Source organism: Gimesia panareensis, assembly GCF_007748155.1.
Taxonomy (GTDB): Bacteria; Planctomycetota; Planctomycetia; order Planctomycetales; family Planctomycetaceae; genus Gimesia; species Gimesia panareensis.
Map to the genome: position 1 here is coordinate 3,005,336 of NZ_CP037421.1, position 18,718 is coordinate 3,024,053.

Annotated in this window: 15 protein-coding genes; 5 read left to right on the top strand and 10 right to left on the bottom strand. The window is 54.2% G+C overall.

The window, feature by feature from the left end; genetic code table 11:
- Positions 1–1,872: a chloride channel protein gene (locus Enr10x_RS11360; RefSeq protein ID WP_145107819.1), complete on the bottom strand. Its 1,872-nt coding sequence runs from the start codon at positions 1,870–1,872 to the stop codon at positions 1–3.
- Between the two features lie 339 nt (positions 1,873–2,211).
- On the opposite strand from Enr10x_RS11360, the gene tsaB reads away from it, so the two are divergent.
- The 3 genes from tsaB to Enr10x_RS11375 all read left to right on the top strand — a co-directional run bounded on the left by tsaB (position 2,212) and on the right by Enr10x_RS11375 (position 4,793).
- Complete coding sequence (gene tsaB / locus Enr10x_RS11365) at positions 2,212–2,925, top strand: tRNA (adenosine(37)-N6)-threonylcarbamoyltransferase complex dimerization subunit type 1 TsaB (protein WP_145107817.1); 714 nt, start codon at positions 2,212–2,214, stop codon at positions 2,923–2,925.
- A gap of 266 nt (positions 2,926–3,191) precedes the next feature.
- Positions 3,192–3,515, top strand: coding sequence for a DUF6793 family protein (locus Enr10x_RS11370; protein WP_145107814.1), 324 nt, complete (start codon positions 3,192–3,194; stop codon positions 3,513–3,515).
- Between the two features lie 51 nt (positions 3,516–3,566).
- The gene (locus tag Enr10x_RS11375) at positions 3,567–4,793 is read left to right on the top strand and encodes an amidohydrolase family protein (RefSeq protein ID WP_145107812.1); all 1,227 of its coding nucleotides are present in this window, start codon (positions 3,567–3,569) and stop codon (positions 4,791–4,793) included.
- A gap of 321 nt (positions 4,794–5,114) precedes the next feature.
- Here Enr10x_RS11375 and secD read toward each other — a convergent pair whose 3' ends face one another.
- The 4 genes from secD to Enr10x_RS11395 all read right to left on the bottom strand — a co-directional run bounded on the left by secD (position 5,115) and on the right by Enr10x_RS11395 (position 11,008).
- Positions 5,115–8,123 (bottom strand): protein translocase subunit SecD, encoded by a 3,009-nt coding sequence (gene secD / locus Enr10x_RS11380; protein ID WP_145449105.1) that lies wholly within the window; start codon positions 8,121–8,123, stop codon positions 5,115–5,117.
- A gap of 111 nt (positions 8,124–8,234) precedes the next feature.
- Entirely contained in the window at positions 8,235–8,588 is a 354-nt protein-coding gene (gene yajC, locus Enr10x_RS11385; RefSeq protein WP_145449107.1) for a preprotein translocase subunit YajC, read from the bottom strand.
- A 190-nt stretch (positions 8,589–8,778) separates the two neighbouring features.
- Positions 8,779–9,897, bottom strand: a complete 1,119-nt coding sequence (gene tgt / locus Enr10x_RS11390; RefSeq protein ID WP_145107804.1) for a tRNA guanosine(34) transglycosylase Tgt — start codon at positions 9,895–9,897, stop codon at positions 8,779–8,781.
- 67 nt (positions 9,898–9,964) lie between these two features.
- On the bottom strand, positions 9,965–11,008 hold the full coding sequence (locus Enr10x_RS11395) for a type II secretion system F family protein (RefSeq protein ID WP_145449109.1): 1,044 nt from the start codon (positions 11,006–11,008) through the stop codon (positions 9,965–9,967).
- A gap of 192 nt (positions 11,009–11,200) precedes the next feature.
- Here Enr10x_RS11395 and Enr10x_RS11400 point away from each other — a divergent pair, with 192 nt between their 5' ends.
- Positions 11,201–11,998 carry an enoyl-ACP reductase FabI gene (locus Enr10x_RS11400; RefSeq protein WP_145449111.1) on the top strand — a complete coding sequence of 266 codons (798 nt, stop codon included), beginning with the start codon at positions 11,201–11,203 and terminating at the stop codon, positions 11,996–11,998.
- A 113-nt stretch (positions 11,999–12,111) separates the two neighbouring features.
- Here Enr10x_RS11400 and Enr10x_RS11405 read toward each other — a convergent pair whose 3' ends face one another.
- Positions 12,112–12,711 carry an EF-hand domain-containing protein gene (locus Enr10x_RS11405; RefSeq protein WP_145107797.1) on the bottom strand — a complete coding sequence of 200 codons (600 nt, stop codon included), beginning with the start codon at positions 12,709–12,711 and terminating at the stop codon, positions 12,112–12,114.
- Positions 12,712–13,005: 294 nt separating this feature from the next.
- On the opposite strand from Enr10x_RS11405, the gene Enr10x_RS11410 reads away from it, so the two are divergent.
- Positions 13,006–14,106 (top strand): glycosyltransferase family 9 protein, encoded by a 1,101-nt coding sequence (locus Enr10x_RS11410; RefSeq protein WP_232093328.1) that lies wholly within the window; start codon positions 13,006–13,008, stop codon positions 14,104–14,106.
- Positions 14,107–14,118: 12 nt separating this feature from the next.
- On the opposite strand, the gene Enr10x_RS11415 is transcribed toward Enr10x_RS11410, so the two are convergent.
- From Enr10x_RS11415 to Enr10x_RS11430, 4 genes are all read right to left on the bottom strand, one after another.
- A complete protein-coding gene (locus Enr10x_RS11415) occupies positions 14,119–15,801 on the bottom strand; it encodes a serine/threonine protein kinase (protein WP_145449115.1) in 1,683 nt (560 codons plus the stop codon).
- A 50-nt stretch (positions 15,802–15,851) separates the two neighbouring features.
- A complete protein-coding gene (locus Enr10x_RS11420; protein WP_145107788.1) occupies positions 15,852–16,463 on the bottom strand; it encodes a sigma-70 family RNA polymerase sigma factor in 612 nt (203 codons plus the stop codon).
- 79 nt (positions 16,464–16,542) lie between these two features.
- Positions 16,543–17,409, bottom strand: coding sequence for a rhomboid family intramembrane serine protease (locus tag Enr10x_RS11425; protein WP_145107786.1), 867 nt, complete (start codon positions 17,407–17,409; stop codon positions 16,543–16,545).
- Positions 17,410–17,480: 71 nt separating this feature from the next.
- Positions 17,481–18,407: a hypothetical protein gene (locus Enr10x_RS11430; protein ID WP_145107783.1), complete on the bottom strand. Its 927-nt coding sequence runs from the start codon at positions 18,405–18,407 to the stop codon at positions 17,481–17,483.
- Positions 18,408–18,718: the final 311 nt, after the last annotated feature.

Sequence of the window (18,718 nt, forward strand, 5' to 3'; positions counted from 1 at the left end):
CTACGCGGGCTCCAGTTCCTCGCCAGCCCGTTTATGTTTCAACAGCTGCTGGTTGTAATAACCAATGGTCTCCTTACGATGCAGCATCCCCAGCAGGATACCGGGATCGCTGGCATCGACGACCGGCAGGGCCTCCACATTGATCGCGGTAAACCGCTGCATGACGGTATTCAGGTCGTCCTCAGGGGTCACCCGCAGGAAGTCCGGCTGCATGATGTCTCGGGCCAGTGCCAGTTTCCAGATCGTCTCATCATAGAGATAAGCCCGCACGTCATCTTCAGAAAACACGCCAATAATGCGTCCCGCATCATCCACCACGGGAAAATAATGCTGCTGCGTACCGGCCAGTGAATGCACGATTTCATCCAGGGTTTTCGATTCAGGGATCAGCTGGATTTTGCGATTCGGATCATACACATCCGCCACCCGGCTCCCTTCCAGCACATCGATCAGGAAGTCCCCACGATGAGCGGGAGAATCCAGACGGCTGGGATACTGTTTCTGATAGAGATGCACCCGCTGACAGAGCACAAAACAGAGCGTCGATGCCAGCATGGTCGGCAGGAGCAGGGCATAGTTACCGGTAATTTCCGAGACCATGATGATGGTCGAAATCGGAGCATGTGCCGCCCCGGCAAAAAAACCGGCCATCCCCACCAGACCGTAAGCTTCAGGCTGCGTGACCAGATCGGGCCACATCTTCTGTAGAAACTGTCCGGTGGCAGTTCCAATACATCCACCGATGACCATTGAGGGGCCAAACACCCCGCCCGAACCTCCGGAGCCAATTGTCAGTGAAGTGGTGAAGACCTTGACGAACGCAATCGTCAGCAACAGGGGGATACCCACATTGGAGGCATTCGTCAGCGCTTCCTGCAGTAAACCGTAGCCCGTTGACAACACCGACAGCGCCCGCATGTCCTGATGGTACAGATAGAACAGTCCGATTCCGACGACCCCGGTCAGGAACGCCCCGATCGCCGGTCGGAACATCGGTTTGATCGGCAGCCGCTTGAAAAGCTTATTCGTGCCGTAAAACGTTTTCACATAAAACGCAGCGGACAGGCTGAGCACCACCGACAGGATTGCATAGGGAATCAGTTCGAAATGGGAATCGACCGTATGATGCAGCTCATTCCCAAACAGAGGCATAAACCGCAACGACTGAGGCAGCGACATGCAGTACAGCGAGTAGGCGATGATCGACGACATCGCAGCCGGTACGATGACGTCCGATTCAAAATCCGCGTTGCTGTACATGATCTCGGCGGCAAACAGCGCCCCGGCCAGCGGTGCCCGGAAGATCGCACCGATCCCGGCCCCCATGCCCGCTGCCAGCATGATGCGGCGGTCGCGGGCGGAAAGCTTTAACTTGGTCGCCACCCAGGATCCGAACCCGGCCCCGATTTGCGCAATCGGGCCTTCCCGGCCTGCCGACCCCCCGGTGCCCAGCGTCAGTGCGGAAGCGATCGTCTTGACAATCGGAATGCGGGGCTGTATTTCTCCCCGCTTATTATGAAAAGCATCGATCGCGGCATCGGTTCCATGGCCCTCCGCCTCCGGAGCAATATTATAGACAATCACCCCGGAAGCCAGTCCGCCGAGCGTAATCACCGCCAGCAGCAGCCAGGGAGCAAAATCGACCTCCACAGCGTGGTCCTGGTAGAAGGAATACTCTCCGACCGTCTGGGGATGTTCGAAACCGGCAATCGCCACCAGGGAATGGTGCTGTACGAACTGTGTCAAAGCGTCAAACACAATGGCGCCCAGCCCCGCCACGACACCAATCAGACAGGAAAGCACAAACCATTTCCCGCTAGTCTTGAGATCGAACGATGTCAGCAGGTTATTGATTTTTTTGAAGTAAACCATTTTGCCTTAACTTGATTGACAACAGCCTGAGTGTTGTCGAGAAAATTCCCGGTTGTCTGGAGATCTCAAACACCTGAAACGAAATCCTGGCGGGGGGACATCGATCTATTTTCGGTCCTCTGAGCGTTCGAGGTACAATAAACTATTCAATTTTGGACTTAGAGAGCCTGCCCCGAGGAAGTGCATGGTCAGAATTCAGACTGCGCAGACCCTCGTTAATATCTCGAGTTGGAGTTTTTCCGGTAGATGACTTGGAAGCCCTGGGGGAGTTTGTCATACTCCTAATTGCATTTTTAACGCATTTGCGCCTTTTTTTCGATGTACTTGATTTGAGTCAGTGTGGAAAAATCCGAGTTTTATTTAGGTATCGACACCTCCGGACGCAGTGGATCCATCGCCATTCATTGCCCCGGACAGGAAATTGCGCCCGTCTCTCTGCAGCAGCAGGGTAGAAAACACGCTCAGACACTGGTCAGCGAAGCCAGGAAACTGCTGGACCGACTTCAGATTTCCCCCCGTCAGATCAGCGGAATCGGCGTCAGCCGCGGCCCGGGAAGCTTTACCGGCCTGCGAATCGGCATTACGTTTGCAAGAACGTTCGGTTACGTCACGGGCGCCCCCGTGCTCGGCATCGACACCTTTGAAGCCATCGCCTTGAGCAGTCCCGCTGATCTCCAGGAAACCTGGGTGACCTCCAATGCCCAGCGGGGCGACCTGTTTGTCGGAAAATATACCCGTATTGCTGCACGACAGTGGCAGCAGACCAGACAGATCACGCTACGGGAAATCACGGAATTCTCTGCAGCACTCCAGCCGGGCGAGGCCGTCTCCGGACCGGGAATCGACCTGCTTGATCAAAATGCCTTACCCGAAATCCAGATTGTAGATACGCCGCGCGATACACTCGCTGCTCAGGTCGCGGAGATCACCGCACGACTGTTAACGCAACCGACACCACCCCCCAGTGAAGTCTGGAGCCTGACACCGTTTTACCTCCGCAAAAGTGCAGCGGAAGAGAAATGGGACGCACGTAACACGAATCAAGACAGGTAGATCCAGAAAACAGACTTCGAGAAATCCACCGGCAACAAGCCTGATTGCTCCATGGACACAAGCAGGAAATTGGGATTTCTTTTTTTCTTGAAACATTTTCCAGAAGACACTCTCACCCCGAATCGGGCTTGGCTATAATACGGGCAGGGAATTATTCGATTTCAGACTCCTGAGTTTATGTCTGCTGCGACGAATTCGAAAGAGTCCTGTTTTTCGTTGTTGTTCACAGGCTTTCACATTTCCATTCTTCAGACTGGAGTTGAATTATGGCTCTATACGAGATTGAAACTAACGCACACATCATGGTGGGCTGGGCAAACACTCAAGAAGAAGCGGAGCATGCTGCTCAGGAAAATTACCCTGAAGATGAAATCTTAAGAGTCACCCGCCGCCCCCGCGATATGTGGGTCATCTCAAAACGCCTGCTGGGAATCGAAGGGCACACCGAACCCTGCGATACCGCTCGTGAATGCCTCTTCCGCGCCTCGGGCGACAAAGTCCACGCCATCCGGCTCTATATGCGTGACACAGGCGCCGACCTGCATGAAGCGCAGCTCGCAATCGAAACCAACATGTCTGTCGGCTGGTAATCAACACCGCCGCGGACAACACCACTTTCACAACGGAATGACTTCAGTTCGATGATCATACAAGGAACTCTCGTCAGTTCTTCAGGTACTTTTCACAGCCAGATTCGCATTGAGGGGAATCAGATCACCGAAGTCGGCTCCCAACTGGGAGAGCCGGATTTCACCTTTTCTGATGACTGTCTGATTTTTGCCGGCATGGGTGACATTCACATCCATGCCCGTGACGATGTCGGCGAATCACAAACCTACAAAGAAGATTTCTGCACCGCAGGGGAAGCTGCCATCAACGGGGGCGTGGTCCATGTGGCCGACATGCCCAACAATCCCGTCCCTCCGATCACCGACGAAAGCTACCACGCCAAACAGGAACACCTGAAGCAGCGCAACCCGCCGATTCATTTTACGCTCTACGCGGGCATTGGCCCGGGTACCAGCCCGCTGTCTTTCCCGGTCCCTTACAAAGCCTACATGGGCCCCAGTGTCGGCGACCTGTTTTTCAAAACACTGGAACAGCTCGACGAAACCCTTTCACAGTATCGTGGCTGCAATGTCAGCTTTCACTGTGAAGACCCGATCCTGCTCGACGAACACGCCAATGCCGCAACCCACGAAGAACGTCGGCCGGCAGCATGTGAGATTTCCGCCACCCGTTTCGCCCTGCAGATGATCGAAAAATATGACCTCCGCGGTAAACTCTGCCATTATTCCGTCAGAGAAGGGCTCCCCCTGATCCGCGCCGCCCGGGACCGCGGTCTGAAAGTCACCTGTGAAGTTACTCCTCATCACCTCTATTTCGATCAGTCTGACCTGACCGATCAGAATCGGGGCAAGATGCAGATGAATCCGCCGCTGCGTACGATCGAAGATCGCAAAGCCATGCTGGCAGCACTGCGGGAAGGCACTCTGGACTACCTGGCCACCGATCATGCCCCCCACACACTGGAGGAAAACGAGCAGGGGATCTCGGGCCAGCCTCACCTGGACACCTATGGCGCGTTTGTGACCTGGCTGATTCTGGACCAGAAATTCACTCCGGAACAGGCAGCCTGCTTCTGTTCGGAAAATCCGGGCGAATTCGTCAATCCGTATATCGCCCCGTTGAAATTCGGTAAAATTGAACCCGGCTATACCGCCAGCCTGACCGTGCTCAACCTCAAACGTCCCGTCACGATTCAGCGGGAAGACCTGAAAACCAAGTGCGGCTGGTCTCCCTTCGAAGGGATCACCTTCCCGGGTTCCGTTGAAGCCGTCTTTGTGGAAGGCCACAAGGTTCGCTAGGTAGCGTTTATTTAATAGATTTCAGCGTAATTATGAGGTCTATAGCGTAAGTCATGTAATTATTCTCCGTGGCCGAGGGTATGCTGTTACTCTTGTTTTCAAGACTTCAACAACAGAAAAGCCAAATTAGCCGCAGGGCGTTAGCCCCGGTTGAAACCACTTTGGTATAGACCATCCGAATTAAGAAACACTACCTGGAACCTGACTCGCCAGCCTTTGAACAGTGCTGGCCTGCAGCAGACCATTCACCCATAAAAAAGGGGCTGACTTTCAAAGTCAGCCCCTTGGCTTTTGGGTAAATCAGCTTACTCAGCAACCAGTTCAGCTCTTGCTGACGCTGGTCTGCTTTTCGCTTTCCTGCGTGGCCCGGGCAGTTGCACTTCCCGGACGGTTCATCAGCCAGAGCAGTACCGGGCTGGCGATAAAGATCGAACTGTAGGTACCGACAATCACACCCAGTACCAGGCAGTAGGCGAATCCATGAATCCCTTCACCACCAATCGCGTAGAGGATGATCACTACAATCAACGTGGTGAACGAAGTCAGCAACGTTCGTGAGAGAGTCTGGTTCAGACTCTCATTCACCATGTTGTTGGTCAGAGCAGGGTTCTTACCCCGCACTTCACGGATCCGGTCAAAGACCACAATCGTATCGTTCAGCGAGTAACCGACAATCGTCAGGAAGGCGGCGATCATAGGCAGATTGATCTTAAAATCAGTCAGCCCCATTACCGGCCCCAAAGCGGTATTGCTCAGGTAAGCTCCCAGGGCAACCAGTCCCAGCACGACCAGCACGTCGTGGACCAGGGCCGCCACAGCAGCCAGACCGAAGGTGATCCGCTGGAAGCGGAACCAGATATAAGCCACGATCGCAATCAGACTGATCAGCATCGCCATCAGGGCCGATTCCTGCATCTCACTGGCCACGGAACTGTCGAAGCTGTTCACTTCGTCCAGGACAGCAGTCGTTGCCATGACGTTTTTCATGGCTGCCAGAGCAGTCTGCAGATCAGCGACCGCCAGGTCCGGACCAAACTGGGCCGTCATCTTTTTGAAACGGTCCGGCTCAGGAGCGGCTTCCGATTTCTCATCGTCTGTTTTCTCTTCCGCCTTCTTCTCTTCAGCAGAACCGCCTTGCAACTGAAACTCAGGAATCCGCTCGTACTTTTCAGAACCATCTTCATTCTTGATCGAAGCAATGGCTTCTTTCAGATAGTTCTCAACGGTAGACGGTTTCAGATCACCACTGAAGGTCATCTCGACCTCGGAGCCAGCCGGTGAATCTTCACTGCCGGTCAGCTTTTTGACATCTCCATAATCCATCGTCACTTTACGGAGCTTGTGATCAGTTCCGTCAAAGGCTTTATTCAGGTTATCGCGGATGCTGTCGGCAGCTTTCTTGCCGGTATTTTCCTGATCCGCATCATTCATCGTGGTTCGCAGCCGGAAAAACCGTCCTTCGGAGGAAGGATCGTTCGACAGTTCCAGCTGTTCCAGTGTAATGCTGCTGCCAAAGACTTCCTGCAGGCTGTTGCGAACTTCGTCAATGTCCTGTTTGTTTTCGAATTCAAAGGTCACCATGGTACCGCCGGTAAAGTCGATATCCAGGTTTTCCTGTCCCCGAGCCACAACAACGCCCATCCCGATAATGATCAGGGCGACCGAACAGACTCCGGCCAGTTTTCTCTTGCCGATGAAATCGATGCTGGTATCACCCACGATGCTCATCATTTTCAGATCGCTGATCCAGCGTTTCCGTTCGAAGATGTCAAAGATCAGGCGTCCCACATACAGAGCGGTAAACATACTCATCACGATCCCGATAAACAGCGTCACGGCGAAACCGCGGACCTGGTCGGTACCGATCACATATAACACGACAGCCACAATCAGCGTGGTCAGGTTAGCGTCCACAATCGTGGTAAAGGCGCGTGAGAAACCGTTGTTAATCGCCATCCGCAGGCTCGAACCACGGTTTTTCTCTTCCCTGATACGCTCGAAAATCAGCACGTTCGCATCAACGGCCATACCGATCGTCAACACCAGACCGGCCAGACCGGGCAGGGTGAACGTCGCATCGATGAAGGACATCGAGCCCATCACCAGCAGCAGGTTCAAGGTGAGACAGATATTCGCCACCAGACCGGAAAACCGGTAGTAGATCAGCATGAATGCGATCACAGCCACGGCTGCGATGATAATCGCCTGCTTACCCTTTTCCTGTACGTCGATCCCCAACAGCGGGCTGATGGAGAATTCGGAAACCGGCTCGGGCTTCAAGGGAACTTCCAGGGCACCGGCATTCAGGACATTCAACAGATCGGTGATTTCTTTCTGGCTGAAATGTCCGGTAATCTGGCCTTCGGAACCGATGGTGGTAATCAGTCGCGGTGCAGAATGTACTTTACCATCCAGCAGCACGGCCAGGTGGCGATGGAAACCATCCTTACTTGGCCGGTTCTTCGAGGTCAGCTGACTGAACAGGGTCCCGCCGCGGGCATTGAAGGTAAAGGAGACCGCCGGAGCACCGTTCTCGTCTGTCGACTGACGGGCACGCACCAGGTATTTCCCGGTAACACGCCGTTCTTCGTTGGGCTCGATGATGACCAGAACTTCTTCACCCTGGGTCCCATCCTTGCGGGTCACCGGCCGGACGACCATCTGGTCCTCTGTGCTGAATGGCTCATCGTTGCTGACTTCCCGCCAGCTGGCGATCACGCGACCTTCGTTATCACGGACATCTTTGCCTTTGGCTTCCTGCGCCAGTCGGACTTCACGGGGATGGTCGCGACGGTTCGCAACGATATCAAATTCCAGGCTCCCCAGACGGGTAATCAGCGATTTAATCCGCTGAACGTCTTCCGAATCGGCGCCCGGTACGATGACTTCAATCCGGCTCTGGCCGACTTTGCGAACCGTGACTTCTTCCGTCCCCGAGGGATTGATACGACGCCCGATCGCGCCCACCATCTGGTCCATCACCTCGTTGGAGAGTTCTTTCTCACTTTTGGCCTGATCGACTTCGAAGACCATGTTCGAACCGCCGGCCAGGTCGATCCCCAGACGAATTGCGTTCCGCCAGTCATGGCCATGAGTCACCTGCCAGACAAAGGGAGTGGCCGCAATGATGGCAGTAAACAGGACCAGGCCGATTTTCTGTGAGAACTCCTTCAGTTTAAGAGCGCGGGAAATCACCGCTCCTAAGACAAAGGGGAGAACGAAAACAATCAGGAGGATTCCGATGATAGTCCAGATGGAAACTCCTGAAGACGCTTTTTCTGTCGCTTCCGCAGCCAGCAGAGTTGCTGAGTGAAAATCAATCCCTGTCATTCAATTAGTCCTGAAACGATTCTATTTGCCTGGGCCGATTCATTCGGCAATGATGATTTAAGCTGACAACTTCGTGCCAGATACTGACAATTGACTCTGTTGAAACGCAAACTAGCTTGTTGCTTCTTTTGTTTCAACCTGATACAGCCCCTGAATGGCACTGCGACGCACTTTCATCTTGGAATTGTCATCGATTTTCAGAGTGACTTCCTGATCGGACTCAGAAATATTGGCAATCGTACCAATGATCCCGCCGATGGTCACCACGCGATCATTTTTCTTCAATTCCTTCAGTGCCAGCTCGCGTCGCGCCCGCTCTTTCTGTTGCGGGCGAAACATGATGAAGTAAAAAAAGACCACAATCACAATAAAAGGCAGCGACTGCACAATGAAAGAGGGAGCAGAGGGCTGTTTGGCAGGGGCCTCTTCAGCCAGTAAAAACAAAGTCGCTAATAAAGTGTGCATTTCGTTCTCTTCCGGGTCAGCAGGCCAATCCATAAAGTGAAACTAATTCTTCACTTAGATCTGACCCGCACCCCGATCCAGCAAGAAATTTGATATCTATTTTCAAGGCTGGGACAATGCACTCATGCATCCAATTTGGCCCAAACCTAAACAATTTCAGGAGTTATCCAGCAATCAAGTAAGCTGTATCTTAGAAAGATGCGTTCCAGCGGGCAAGGTGAACCGCCCTAAACTCCTCAACTTGATCATTCAGAATTGCCGCGCGGATGTCCCGCACCAGCTTCTGATAAAAGGCAATGTTGTGCAACGAGACCAGAATCGGCCCCAGCATCTCCCGCGCCATGAATAAATGTCGCAGATAAGCCCGGCTGTAATCCCGTGAACCGGGCGAATCACACTCGGGATCCAGCGGACTGGGGTCCCGGGCATGCTTTTGGTTACGTAAATTCACGCGTCCCTGACTGGTAAAAGCCATTCCATTTCTGCCATTTCTGGTCGGCATCACACAGTCAAACAGGTCCACGCCCCGCATGATCGCCTCGATCAGGTCGGAAGGACGTCCCACGCCCATCAGATAGCGGGGCTTTTCCACAGGCAGCAGAGGCGTCGTAAAATCCAGGGTAGAGTACATATCCTCAGGCTTTTCTCCCACACTCAGCCCCCCGATCGCATATCCCGGAAATTCCAGAGGCAACAGTCCCTCGGCAGAACGCTCCCGCATCTTCTGGTCGGTGCCCCCCTGGACAATGCCGAACAGCGCCTGATCATCCCGTTTCTGTGCATCCCGGCAGCGGGCCGCCCATTTGGTCGTCCGGTCGACCGCCTCCCGCATCTTTTCCAGAGGCACATCGTGCGGCGGACACTCATCCAGGCACATAATGCAGTCGGCTCCCAGTTGTTCCTGGATCTTCACCGCCTTTTCCGGTGAGAGTTCAAATAAGCTGCCATCGATATGAGAGCGAAAGACGACCTGCTCATCATCCATTTTGGTGAGTTGTGCCAGGCTGAAGACCTGAAATCCACCACTGTCGGTCAGAATCGGGCCATCCCAGTTCATAAACTCGTGCAGTCCCCCGAGTTCCTGTACGATCTCGGCACCGGGTCGCAACGCCAGATGGTAAGTATTGGCCAGCACCTGCTGTGTTCCCACCTGTTTCAGCTGTTCGGGAAGCAGCCCTTTGACAGAGGCCAGGGTACCGACCGGCATGAAAGCCGGAGTATCGACAATACCATGCGGGGTATGCCAGCGTCCCGCGCGGGCTCCGGTACGGGCATCGGTATGGATCAGTTCAAAATGAAAGTGAGACACGGTCGTTTTTCTGTTCGGTTGTGATTGGCAGCGATCAGGACTGACGGCGTTCAGAAGGAAACCCGGGTCAAACCTGTTTCAACGCATCGTTGATTATCCCCAGATACCAGAAAGCGATCCGGAACACAACGAAGATGATAAAAGCGGCCACCATCGCCCAGACCAACCAGCCCAGCACTGCTGCCAGAGCAGCCAGAGATCTTTGTGCATCTTCCTGAAACCGGGGACTCAGCCGTTCCAGCGTTTCAGGCACGGTTCCGGAAGTCTCTCCCACATTGACCATCTGAATGTAATCGTCGGGAAACAGTCGCGTCATAGCCATAGCATCAGTCAGGTGCTCTCCATCATTCACGGCGGCATTCACCTGGGGAATTTCCGCGATAAAGGCTCCGTTGCCCGTTGCTTTCAGACTGGCTTCCAGCGAGTCCAGAATATTCATGCCGGCCTGTTGTGTCAGTGCGAATGCCCAGGAAAAGCGGGCAATGGCGAACGAACGCATGCAGTGACCCACAACGGGAATCTTCAGAAACAGGCGGTGAAAAAAGCGTTTGCCTCCCCACAGTCGATCCAGCAGCTGATATGCGACAAACATTACAAAAATGGAACCGAACGTACAGGTCAGCCAGATCAGGGCACCGCTGGGTCCCGAGAGCCCCAGGCCCAGCACGTCGATCGCCTCGCCTCCCCGTGCGTCCGCTATCAACCCCAACACCAGAATCATCAGGGCGATGACCATAATCGCCGCCACGAACTGAAACACGGGCCAGGCAATCAGTCTCACAAAGTTTTTCCGCAGGTTCAGCAACTGATCATAATGTTCGGACAACGCTTTCAATACTTCAGGCAGACCGCCGCTCTGTTCGGCTACACTGACCATGTTGATCATCAGTTCCGGGTAATAGTCCCCCTGTTTCTGCATTGCCGAGGTCACATCGTTACCGGCTTTCAGTTCAACGGTGATATCCTGAACCGACTGCTGCATGCGACGATCGCTCAGTTTTTTCCCGGCCAGCTGGAAACTTTTCGTGATCGGCACCCCGGATTCCAGCATCGTACTTAAAGAACGACACAGCATCGCCAGTGATTTCAATGAAGCACGTGACCGGAACATGGATTTGACTTTCAGGAAACATTTAGACTAAACAGAATCAGGAGAGGACCGCCGTCCCGTTCATTATGTCGAATTACGACTTATCTGAGAGTGACAATCTTCTACACATTGCGAAAAAAATGAAAATTTGTCAGAGTAACCCTCGGTCTTTCAGAATTTGTTTACAGAAATCGATCCTGGGAAAATGATTGAATGGATTTTTTAAAGTTAGCGGGAAAACGGATTCTCGTATTTGGAGTCGCCAACCGCAAAAGCGTGGCTTATCAGACGGGAAAGGTCCTGGAAGAAGCGGGAGCCGAAGTCATCTATGTCGTGCGTTCGGAAGCCCGCAGGGAATCGCTGGCCAAGCTCCTGAAAGACGCACCGATTTATGTCTGCGATGTCGAACATCAGCAGGCAATTGACCAGCTGCAGGCCGACATCAGCCAGAAATACGATGTCATCCACGGCCTGGTACACTCCATCGCCTTTGCCGATTACTCAGCCGGCTGGCTCCCGTTCCACGAATCTCCCCGTGCGGCGTTTTTACAGGCAGTCGACATCTCCTGTTTCTCCCTGATCGCGCTCTCGAACGCCTTCAAAGAGTTGCTCGATCCGGAGCAGGGGAGTGTGGTCACCATTTCAATCTCTACGACACGCATGGCCGCGGAAAACTACGGGTACATGGCCCCGGTCAAAGCGGCCCTCGATTCGTCAGTCTGCTTTCTGGCCAAATCATTTTCCAACTTCTCGCAGGTCCGCTTCAATGCCGTCTGTCCCGGCCTGCTGAAAACGTCCGCCTCCGCAGGCATCCCGGGATATGTCGACAGCTACTTGTTCGCAGAAAAGGCCACGTTGAGAAAATCAGCCGTACAGACCTGCGAAGTCGCAGACACAGTGGCCTTCCTGATCAGTCCCCGCTCCTCGGGCATCACTTCTCAGGGAATCGTCATCGATGCCGGCATGGGAACCAACTATTTCGATAACGAAATCATCTCGGACCAGGCCTGAATGGAGTTGAAACAGCAAATAAAAACAGCCGACGGAAATCAATCCCGTCGGCTGTTTTCGTTCACATCACGGGCGAAACGTTAGCCTCGCCATGTTCGTTATGATTTTTTCCGTTATGATTTTTTCCGGGGCTTTCCTTTGCCTTTGCCACCAGCCCGTTTGCCACGGTTCTTCATCATCTCTGCCCGTGCGGCCTGGCGTTCGGCTTCATCAAGCTTGCCATCGCCGTTTTTGTCGAACTTCTTGAGCATCGCTTCGCGGTTGAACCCGGGACGACCTGCGCCCAGAGTCTTGCGTGCTTCCTGACGTTCGGCTTCGCTCAGCTTCCCATCGCCGTCCTTATCGAATTTTTTGATCATCTCTTCACGGCTCATCCGCGGGCCACGCTGCCCCATTTTAGCACGGGCTTCCTGAGCAGCCTTGCGCTCTTCCTGATCCAGTTTGCCGTCGCCATTCTTGTCAAACTTCTTCATGAACTCTTCCCGGTTAAAGCCCGGACGCCCTTTCTGACCTCCCTTTTCTTCGCGTGCTTTCCGTGCAGCGGCACGCTCTTCTTCATTCAACTTGCCATCACCGTCCTTATCAAATTTTTTGATGATCTCTTCGCGGTTGGGGCGCTGTCCCTTTTTCCCCTCTTCAGCCTGCGTTGCAGAACTCCATGAAAGCACAGCCATGCCTAAAGCAAACGCAGTTACAATCCGATTCATTTTCATCAAGACAGCTCCTCATTCTCAAAAACAATGTGAACAGGAATCAGCTTCCTGCAGCGGTTTCAGTTAACACATTATCAAACGCGAAACGGAGGATGATGTTTCGCAGTTTCTCAGAAAAAAATCAGAATTCAGTATCAGTTTCACACCGTAACCCTATGAAATCAGGGAAATTCAGACTGTCACCGGCACCAAGCTGATCTTGCCTCAATTCCGCCTCACCTATTATGATGCCGCCCCTGTGGGCTGCGCCTGTTCAAACACTCCTTACATTCGATGCCTGTATTCCTGAAGTCAATGAGCACACCCGACCTGTCAGCACAACTGAATCAGATTGAAGCGCAGCGAATCTGCATCATCAAACCCAGTGCGCTGGGTGATGTCGTGCAGACACTTCCCATTCTGCCGGTGCTCCGCGAACGCTTTCCGGGCGCCCGCATTTCCTGGGTCATCCGCGACAGCTTTGCCAATCTGCTGGAAGGGCATCCCTGCCTGGATGAAATCATTCCTTTCCAGCGCCGCAGCTCAGCTGGGCAATGGTGGCAGTTTCTCAAAAGCCTGAACCAGAAAAAGTTTGACCTGGTCATCGATCTGCAGGGACTGCTGCGTACCGGCATCATGACAGCCGCAACCCGCGCCCCGTGGCGGATCGGCATTGAAGCCGCCCGCGAAGGTTCCCGCTTCACCTGCAATCTGACCGTCCCCGACACCGGGCGCTATGTCCCCGCCTGGCTCAAGTACTGGCGTGTCGCAGATGCCTTCGGACAGGGAGAGCTGGAGCGCAAAACAGAAATCTATCTGTCTCCGGGAGACCGTAACTGGGCTCTGGATAAATTACATTCCCCCGAATACCCGCTGCCCACTCTGGCCATCCATGCGGGCGCGCAATGGATTACCAAACGCTGGCCGCCGGAAAGCTTCGCCGCCGTCGGCGCCAAAGCGATCCGCCGCTTCCGCTGCCAGATTGTTTTGGTTGGAACGTCAGCTGAAAGAGAACTGACCGGTCACATCGAAAAACTGTTACATAAGTTCGTTCCCACCGGCAGGGTGATCAACCTCGCCGGAGAGACTTCGCTGAAACAACTGGCCGCAGTTCTGCAACAGTCTGACTTTGTACTGACCAACGATTCCGGTCCGATGCACCTGGCTGCGGGACTGGGGACTCCGGTCACGGGGATCTTCACCTGCACCAGTTCTCTCCGTTCCGGTCCGCCGGGAGACCTGCACGAACTGGTCTCCACGAATGTCAGCTGCGGTGGCAGTTACAACAAGCGCTGCCCCAAACGGGGACCGCAGAATCTGTGTTGCATGGAAGAGCTGGAAATCAGTCGTGTCTGGCAGGCCCTGCATCGACTGATCACCCGCGAAGCAGCCGCGAGAACATCGAAAGCGGCCTGATCGCCCTGTTGATCAACGCTCCGGGCGCCGCAGTTCGTAATAGCGACTCAGCACACGCACCCGGTAAATCTGGTACGCAGTGATCATTCCCAATATCGCCAGGACCATCCCGTAAATCACGGGATACTGCCACAACTCCACCAGTTCCCGCCTGACCAGAACCAGGATCGCAAAGGCAAGCAGTGAGAGTACCGTGGTAAACAACACCAGCCGTACATAAAAAAACAGGCCGGCTGAGACGATCAGCATCGGATAACCGATCAACAGAATCCCGATCGGGGAATCAGCCAGGATCAACAGTCCCGTCAGCAGTGCAACATCCGCCGCCGACCAGCAGTAGCGGACCCGCTTCTTGTTCGGAAAGTAATCCAGCCCGAACTGAAAGAACACCACCAGCGCTCCCCACAGCATAAACAGCGACATGATCTGGATGTGATACCCCAGATCGACGCCTTGCGTGGAATAGACGGTCTGAATAATGCCAATCGCCAGCAGAATCGCCGACAGGCGCGAGACCAGCGCCGGTTTGCGGCGAAACCAGCGTTGAAACTTCTGCACCACTCCTGCCGGCTGCGCCTGCAGCGGCTCTCCCGTGATGAATCGTTCCAGATCCTGGGCCAGCTCCTGTGCCGACTGATAGCGCAGAGCGGGATCTTTTTCCAGACATTTCAGACAGATCAGTTCCAGTCCGCGCGGAATCTCCCTGCAGTGCGAATGAGGTAACGCGGGTTCGCCTTCAATCACCGCGACCAGCGAATCGAGCGGGCTGCTGTGTTTAAAAGGGGAGACTCCGGTCAGCAGTTCATACAGAATGATCCCCAGGCAGAAAATGTCACTCCTGGTGGAAATCTGATCCAGTTGACCGGCTGCCTGCTCAGGCGACATGTAACCCGGGGTCCCCACAATCATGCCGGTCTGCGTGCGGGCATCCGTGCCTGAGCCCAGTGGAAGATCCTCGTAGAGTTTCGCCAGGCCAAAATCGGTTACATACGCCTGACCGGCACCATCGATCAGAATGTTCGACGGTTTCAGGTCGCGATGCACAATTTCTTTGGAATGCAGATACGCGACCGCCTCCGCGACCTGCCTCATGAGTGATGCGATCTGAAAATAATCGGCTGGCTCCGTCTCCGACAACGGGCGGAAACCCGGATTTGCCAGGGAACCGCCTTCAATGTAATCCATGGTAAAATAATGCTGCCCCAGATGCTGTCCCACCTCATGGATGGCAACAATATTCGCATGCTGCAGGCGACCGGCTGCCTGGGCTTCCAGATAAAACCGGCGGACCTCGTCCTCAGAGGCAAACTGATTACTCAGGATCGTCTTGAGTGCGACCACCCGGTTCAGATCTTTCTGGCGGGCCTTATACACGATGCCCATGCCGCCCCGGCCCAGTTCTTCCAGCAGTTCATAATTGCCAAATTCCCGTGAGGGCAGGGGAGCCGTCTGGCGCGATGCCTCCTGTGCGAGATAGAGCGTCGGGTCCTCGGGCCCCAGTTCTCCCGCTTCCGAATTACTTTCCGCTTGAGGTGCCAGACGTTCCAGGGAATCCAGGCAGGCCATCAGCGGTTTTAATTCGGGATTGATGGCCCGCAGGCTCTGACAGCTGGCCTCATCCTGGCGCTGCAGATAGTCCAGATACTGATTGAGGATTTCCACCTGCTCAGATTGTTCATTCAGCTCGTCGGTCACAGACTGTCTGCTTTCTAAGTTGGTTCATTCAGGGGCTCAAGGATCGACTGTCACACCTGCTCCAGCAGTTCCTGCAGTTGATTGAGCGCCCGCATCCAGAGCATCTGTACGGCACCGGGGCTCCGCTGCATCCGCTCAGCCACTTCTTTGAATGAAAGTCTCTGCAGGTTGCGTAACATGATCACTTCCTGGTAATCGGGGGGCAGCCGACTGACTGCTTCGGCGACCTGAATTTCCTGCTCCCGGTTCAACAGGATCCGGCTCGGGGTCTCCGCCTGGTCGGGCAGTTCCCATTTCTGCTGACCGGACGTTTCTGTCTGCTGGCCGGCCCGATCAATGGAAAACTCCCGCTTCACATCGCGCTTGGCGGCTCCCTGGTACCGGCGGGCAAAGTCCAGCGTATTATGATTCAGAATGCCCCGCAGCCAGCCCAGCCATTCCGCCTCCGTTTCGCCTTCAAAGCGGGAGAGCCCCTTGTGCGCTTCAAGCAGGGTCTGCTGCACCAGATCGGAAGCATCAAATTTGGTGCGCATCCAGCCTTCAATCTGGGCGCGGGCGATCAGCGAAATATAGGCGCGGCATTTTTCCAGCAGTTCATTTTCTGCAGTACGATCGCCGTCCCGCGTGCGTTGAATCAGTTCTTCAAATTGTGACTGAGGCATGACGGATCACCGGATTCAGAATGCAGTGCCTGGGCTGTGAACTCTGGAGCAATCAGAGTAATCTGTCTCGGGGAACGATTCAACGTTTTTTATATTTGCTGCTGGCTTCTTTGAGCAGTTCCCGCTCCTGATCCGTCAGGCTCGCTTCCCCTTCGCGGCTGATCTTTTCCAGAATCGCGTCAACCCGCTCATCCAGGCTGGCCTTGCTCAATCGGGTATCCGGCTCCGAATAGACGTGCAGATTACTTTTGCGAACCGCCCGGTTCGACTGAAACCGCTCCCACTTTCGCTGTAATCCGCGTGTCAGATTCCAGCCATAATATTTATATGCGACTCCAAAAGCGGCCCCACCCAGGTGAGCAAAGTGGGCGACGCTGTCTCCGCGGGGGTTTACAAATCCGAACAGGTCCACCACAGCATACAGGACTGCCAGCCAGCGGAGCTCGATCGGCAGCACGAAAAACAAGAGGACAGTCATCTTGGGGTAATACATGGCTGTCAGAAAGACAACTGCCATCACACCACCCGAAGCACCGATCACCGGGTTGACACTGATCGCAATATGACACAAACCGCTGATGACGATGCTGACCAGATAAAACGCCAGAAATTCACGTGAACCGACAACAGGTTCCACGGAGCGGCCAAACATCCACAGTATGAACATATTAAAGAAAATATGTCCCAGGCTTTGTGTGGAATGACAGAATCCGTAAGTCACCAGCCGCCAGATCTGGAAACTGGAAAAGATCGATTCCCGATCCAGTGCCAGAAAATTCAGGATCGTAGAACCACTCCGCCCCTGCATCGTGGCTATTTCCAGCAGAAACACGGCCACATTCGCGATGATCAGATACTTGATGGCCCAGCCACCGGCTGACATGTTAAATGAGCGGTAATTTCCCCCGCTTTCATTTCGCAGGTAATCCCGGCTCTCGATCCCCATCGCCTAACGTATCCTTAAGTCTGTCAGTTCCTAATCAGAGACGCTGTCCATTTTACGCTCTGTCATGCGTGCTATTGAGGAGTCGCCTCAGAAAGCTTATCGCCAGTTTCCTGCTTCTTTTCACCGTAACCCTGGTCTTGATGGGGTAACTGCCTGGTCAGCTGGCTGACTTCTTTGATCAGGTCCTGCTGCTCCTGAAACACTTTCAGCAGATCACGCCGTAAACGATCGGTTTCCAGAAATTCCTGGTTGCGTTCCTGTTCTTCTTCTTCCAGACCGGCCACCAGACCTTTCCGCAACTCGACAGGCAGGTTCTCCCCCTGGGGTGCGTTATCAGAACCGATCAGTTCGCTGACACGTGCATCCAGCCGTTGCTGGGCCGCGGCCAGCAGACGATTCAGATCCTGGATCCGATCCTGTTTACGCTGCCGTTCCTGTTTGCGTTCCACCATTTGATCACGCAGGGTCCGCAGAATCGAAATATATTGTGGCGGTACCAGAGCACGTAAACGCCAGGTCCCGTTTTGCCACTGTGCCGCTTCACCCGATTCGGGCGGCGTCACTTTTTTCAACAGCGCCCGGTTGGTATCCAGTGCCGTCACGCGGAAAGCGCCCACATAACTCGTACTGCCCTGCTGACCGGGAACCGCCTGAAACGCGAACACCACCGGCTTGGCGGCTGCGGCGTCAGCACTACCCAGACCATTATCGCTGCCGATCGGAATCTGAATTTCCCCTGTCTGCTGGTTGGCAACCGTCACTTGTGCATCCCAGTAACGATCCCAGCCCAGCATCTCCCGGGTCAGTTCCGTGCGCAGGTCTTTGCTCTCTTTGCTCTTGGCTTCGATTTCCGCTTCGTTTTTGGCGATCTGGGCATCGTTCTTCTCTACTGCCTGCAGCCAGCTGCTGCGAACGGCAAGTACCTTGGCTGTGAGCGGGATCGCGGCAATCGCTGCCAACACGACAAGCCAGGCGAAGACTACTCCGGATTTATGCATCGTTTTAAACCTTGATCGAATTCTACAAAGCCAGCGGCTTCGTGTTGCGTTTTCGAGTTTCTCTAATGGATCTCAGTCATGTACAAAGGCTTTTCGACGGAATCGGAAACGCCTTGTCTGTAACATCGTCTATCCGGGCCACCGGAACCGAAGATAAATCGTTCGGTATCAATTATTCCCGCGTATCCCGGACAGATCAATTGTGGGGGTCAGGAAAGCTGCGAAAAACCGGATGGGACTTTTATTTAATGATAAGTCCCACAACAAATCAGGGTCAAGCAGAAACCACAATTATACGCTTTTCCTGAGGG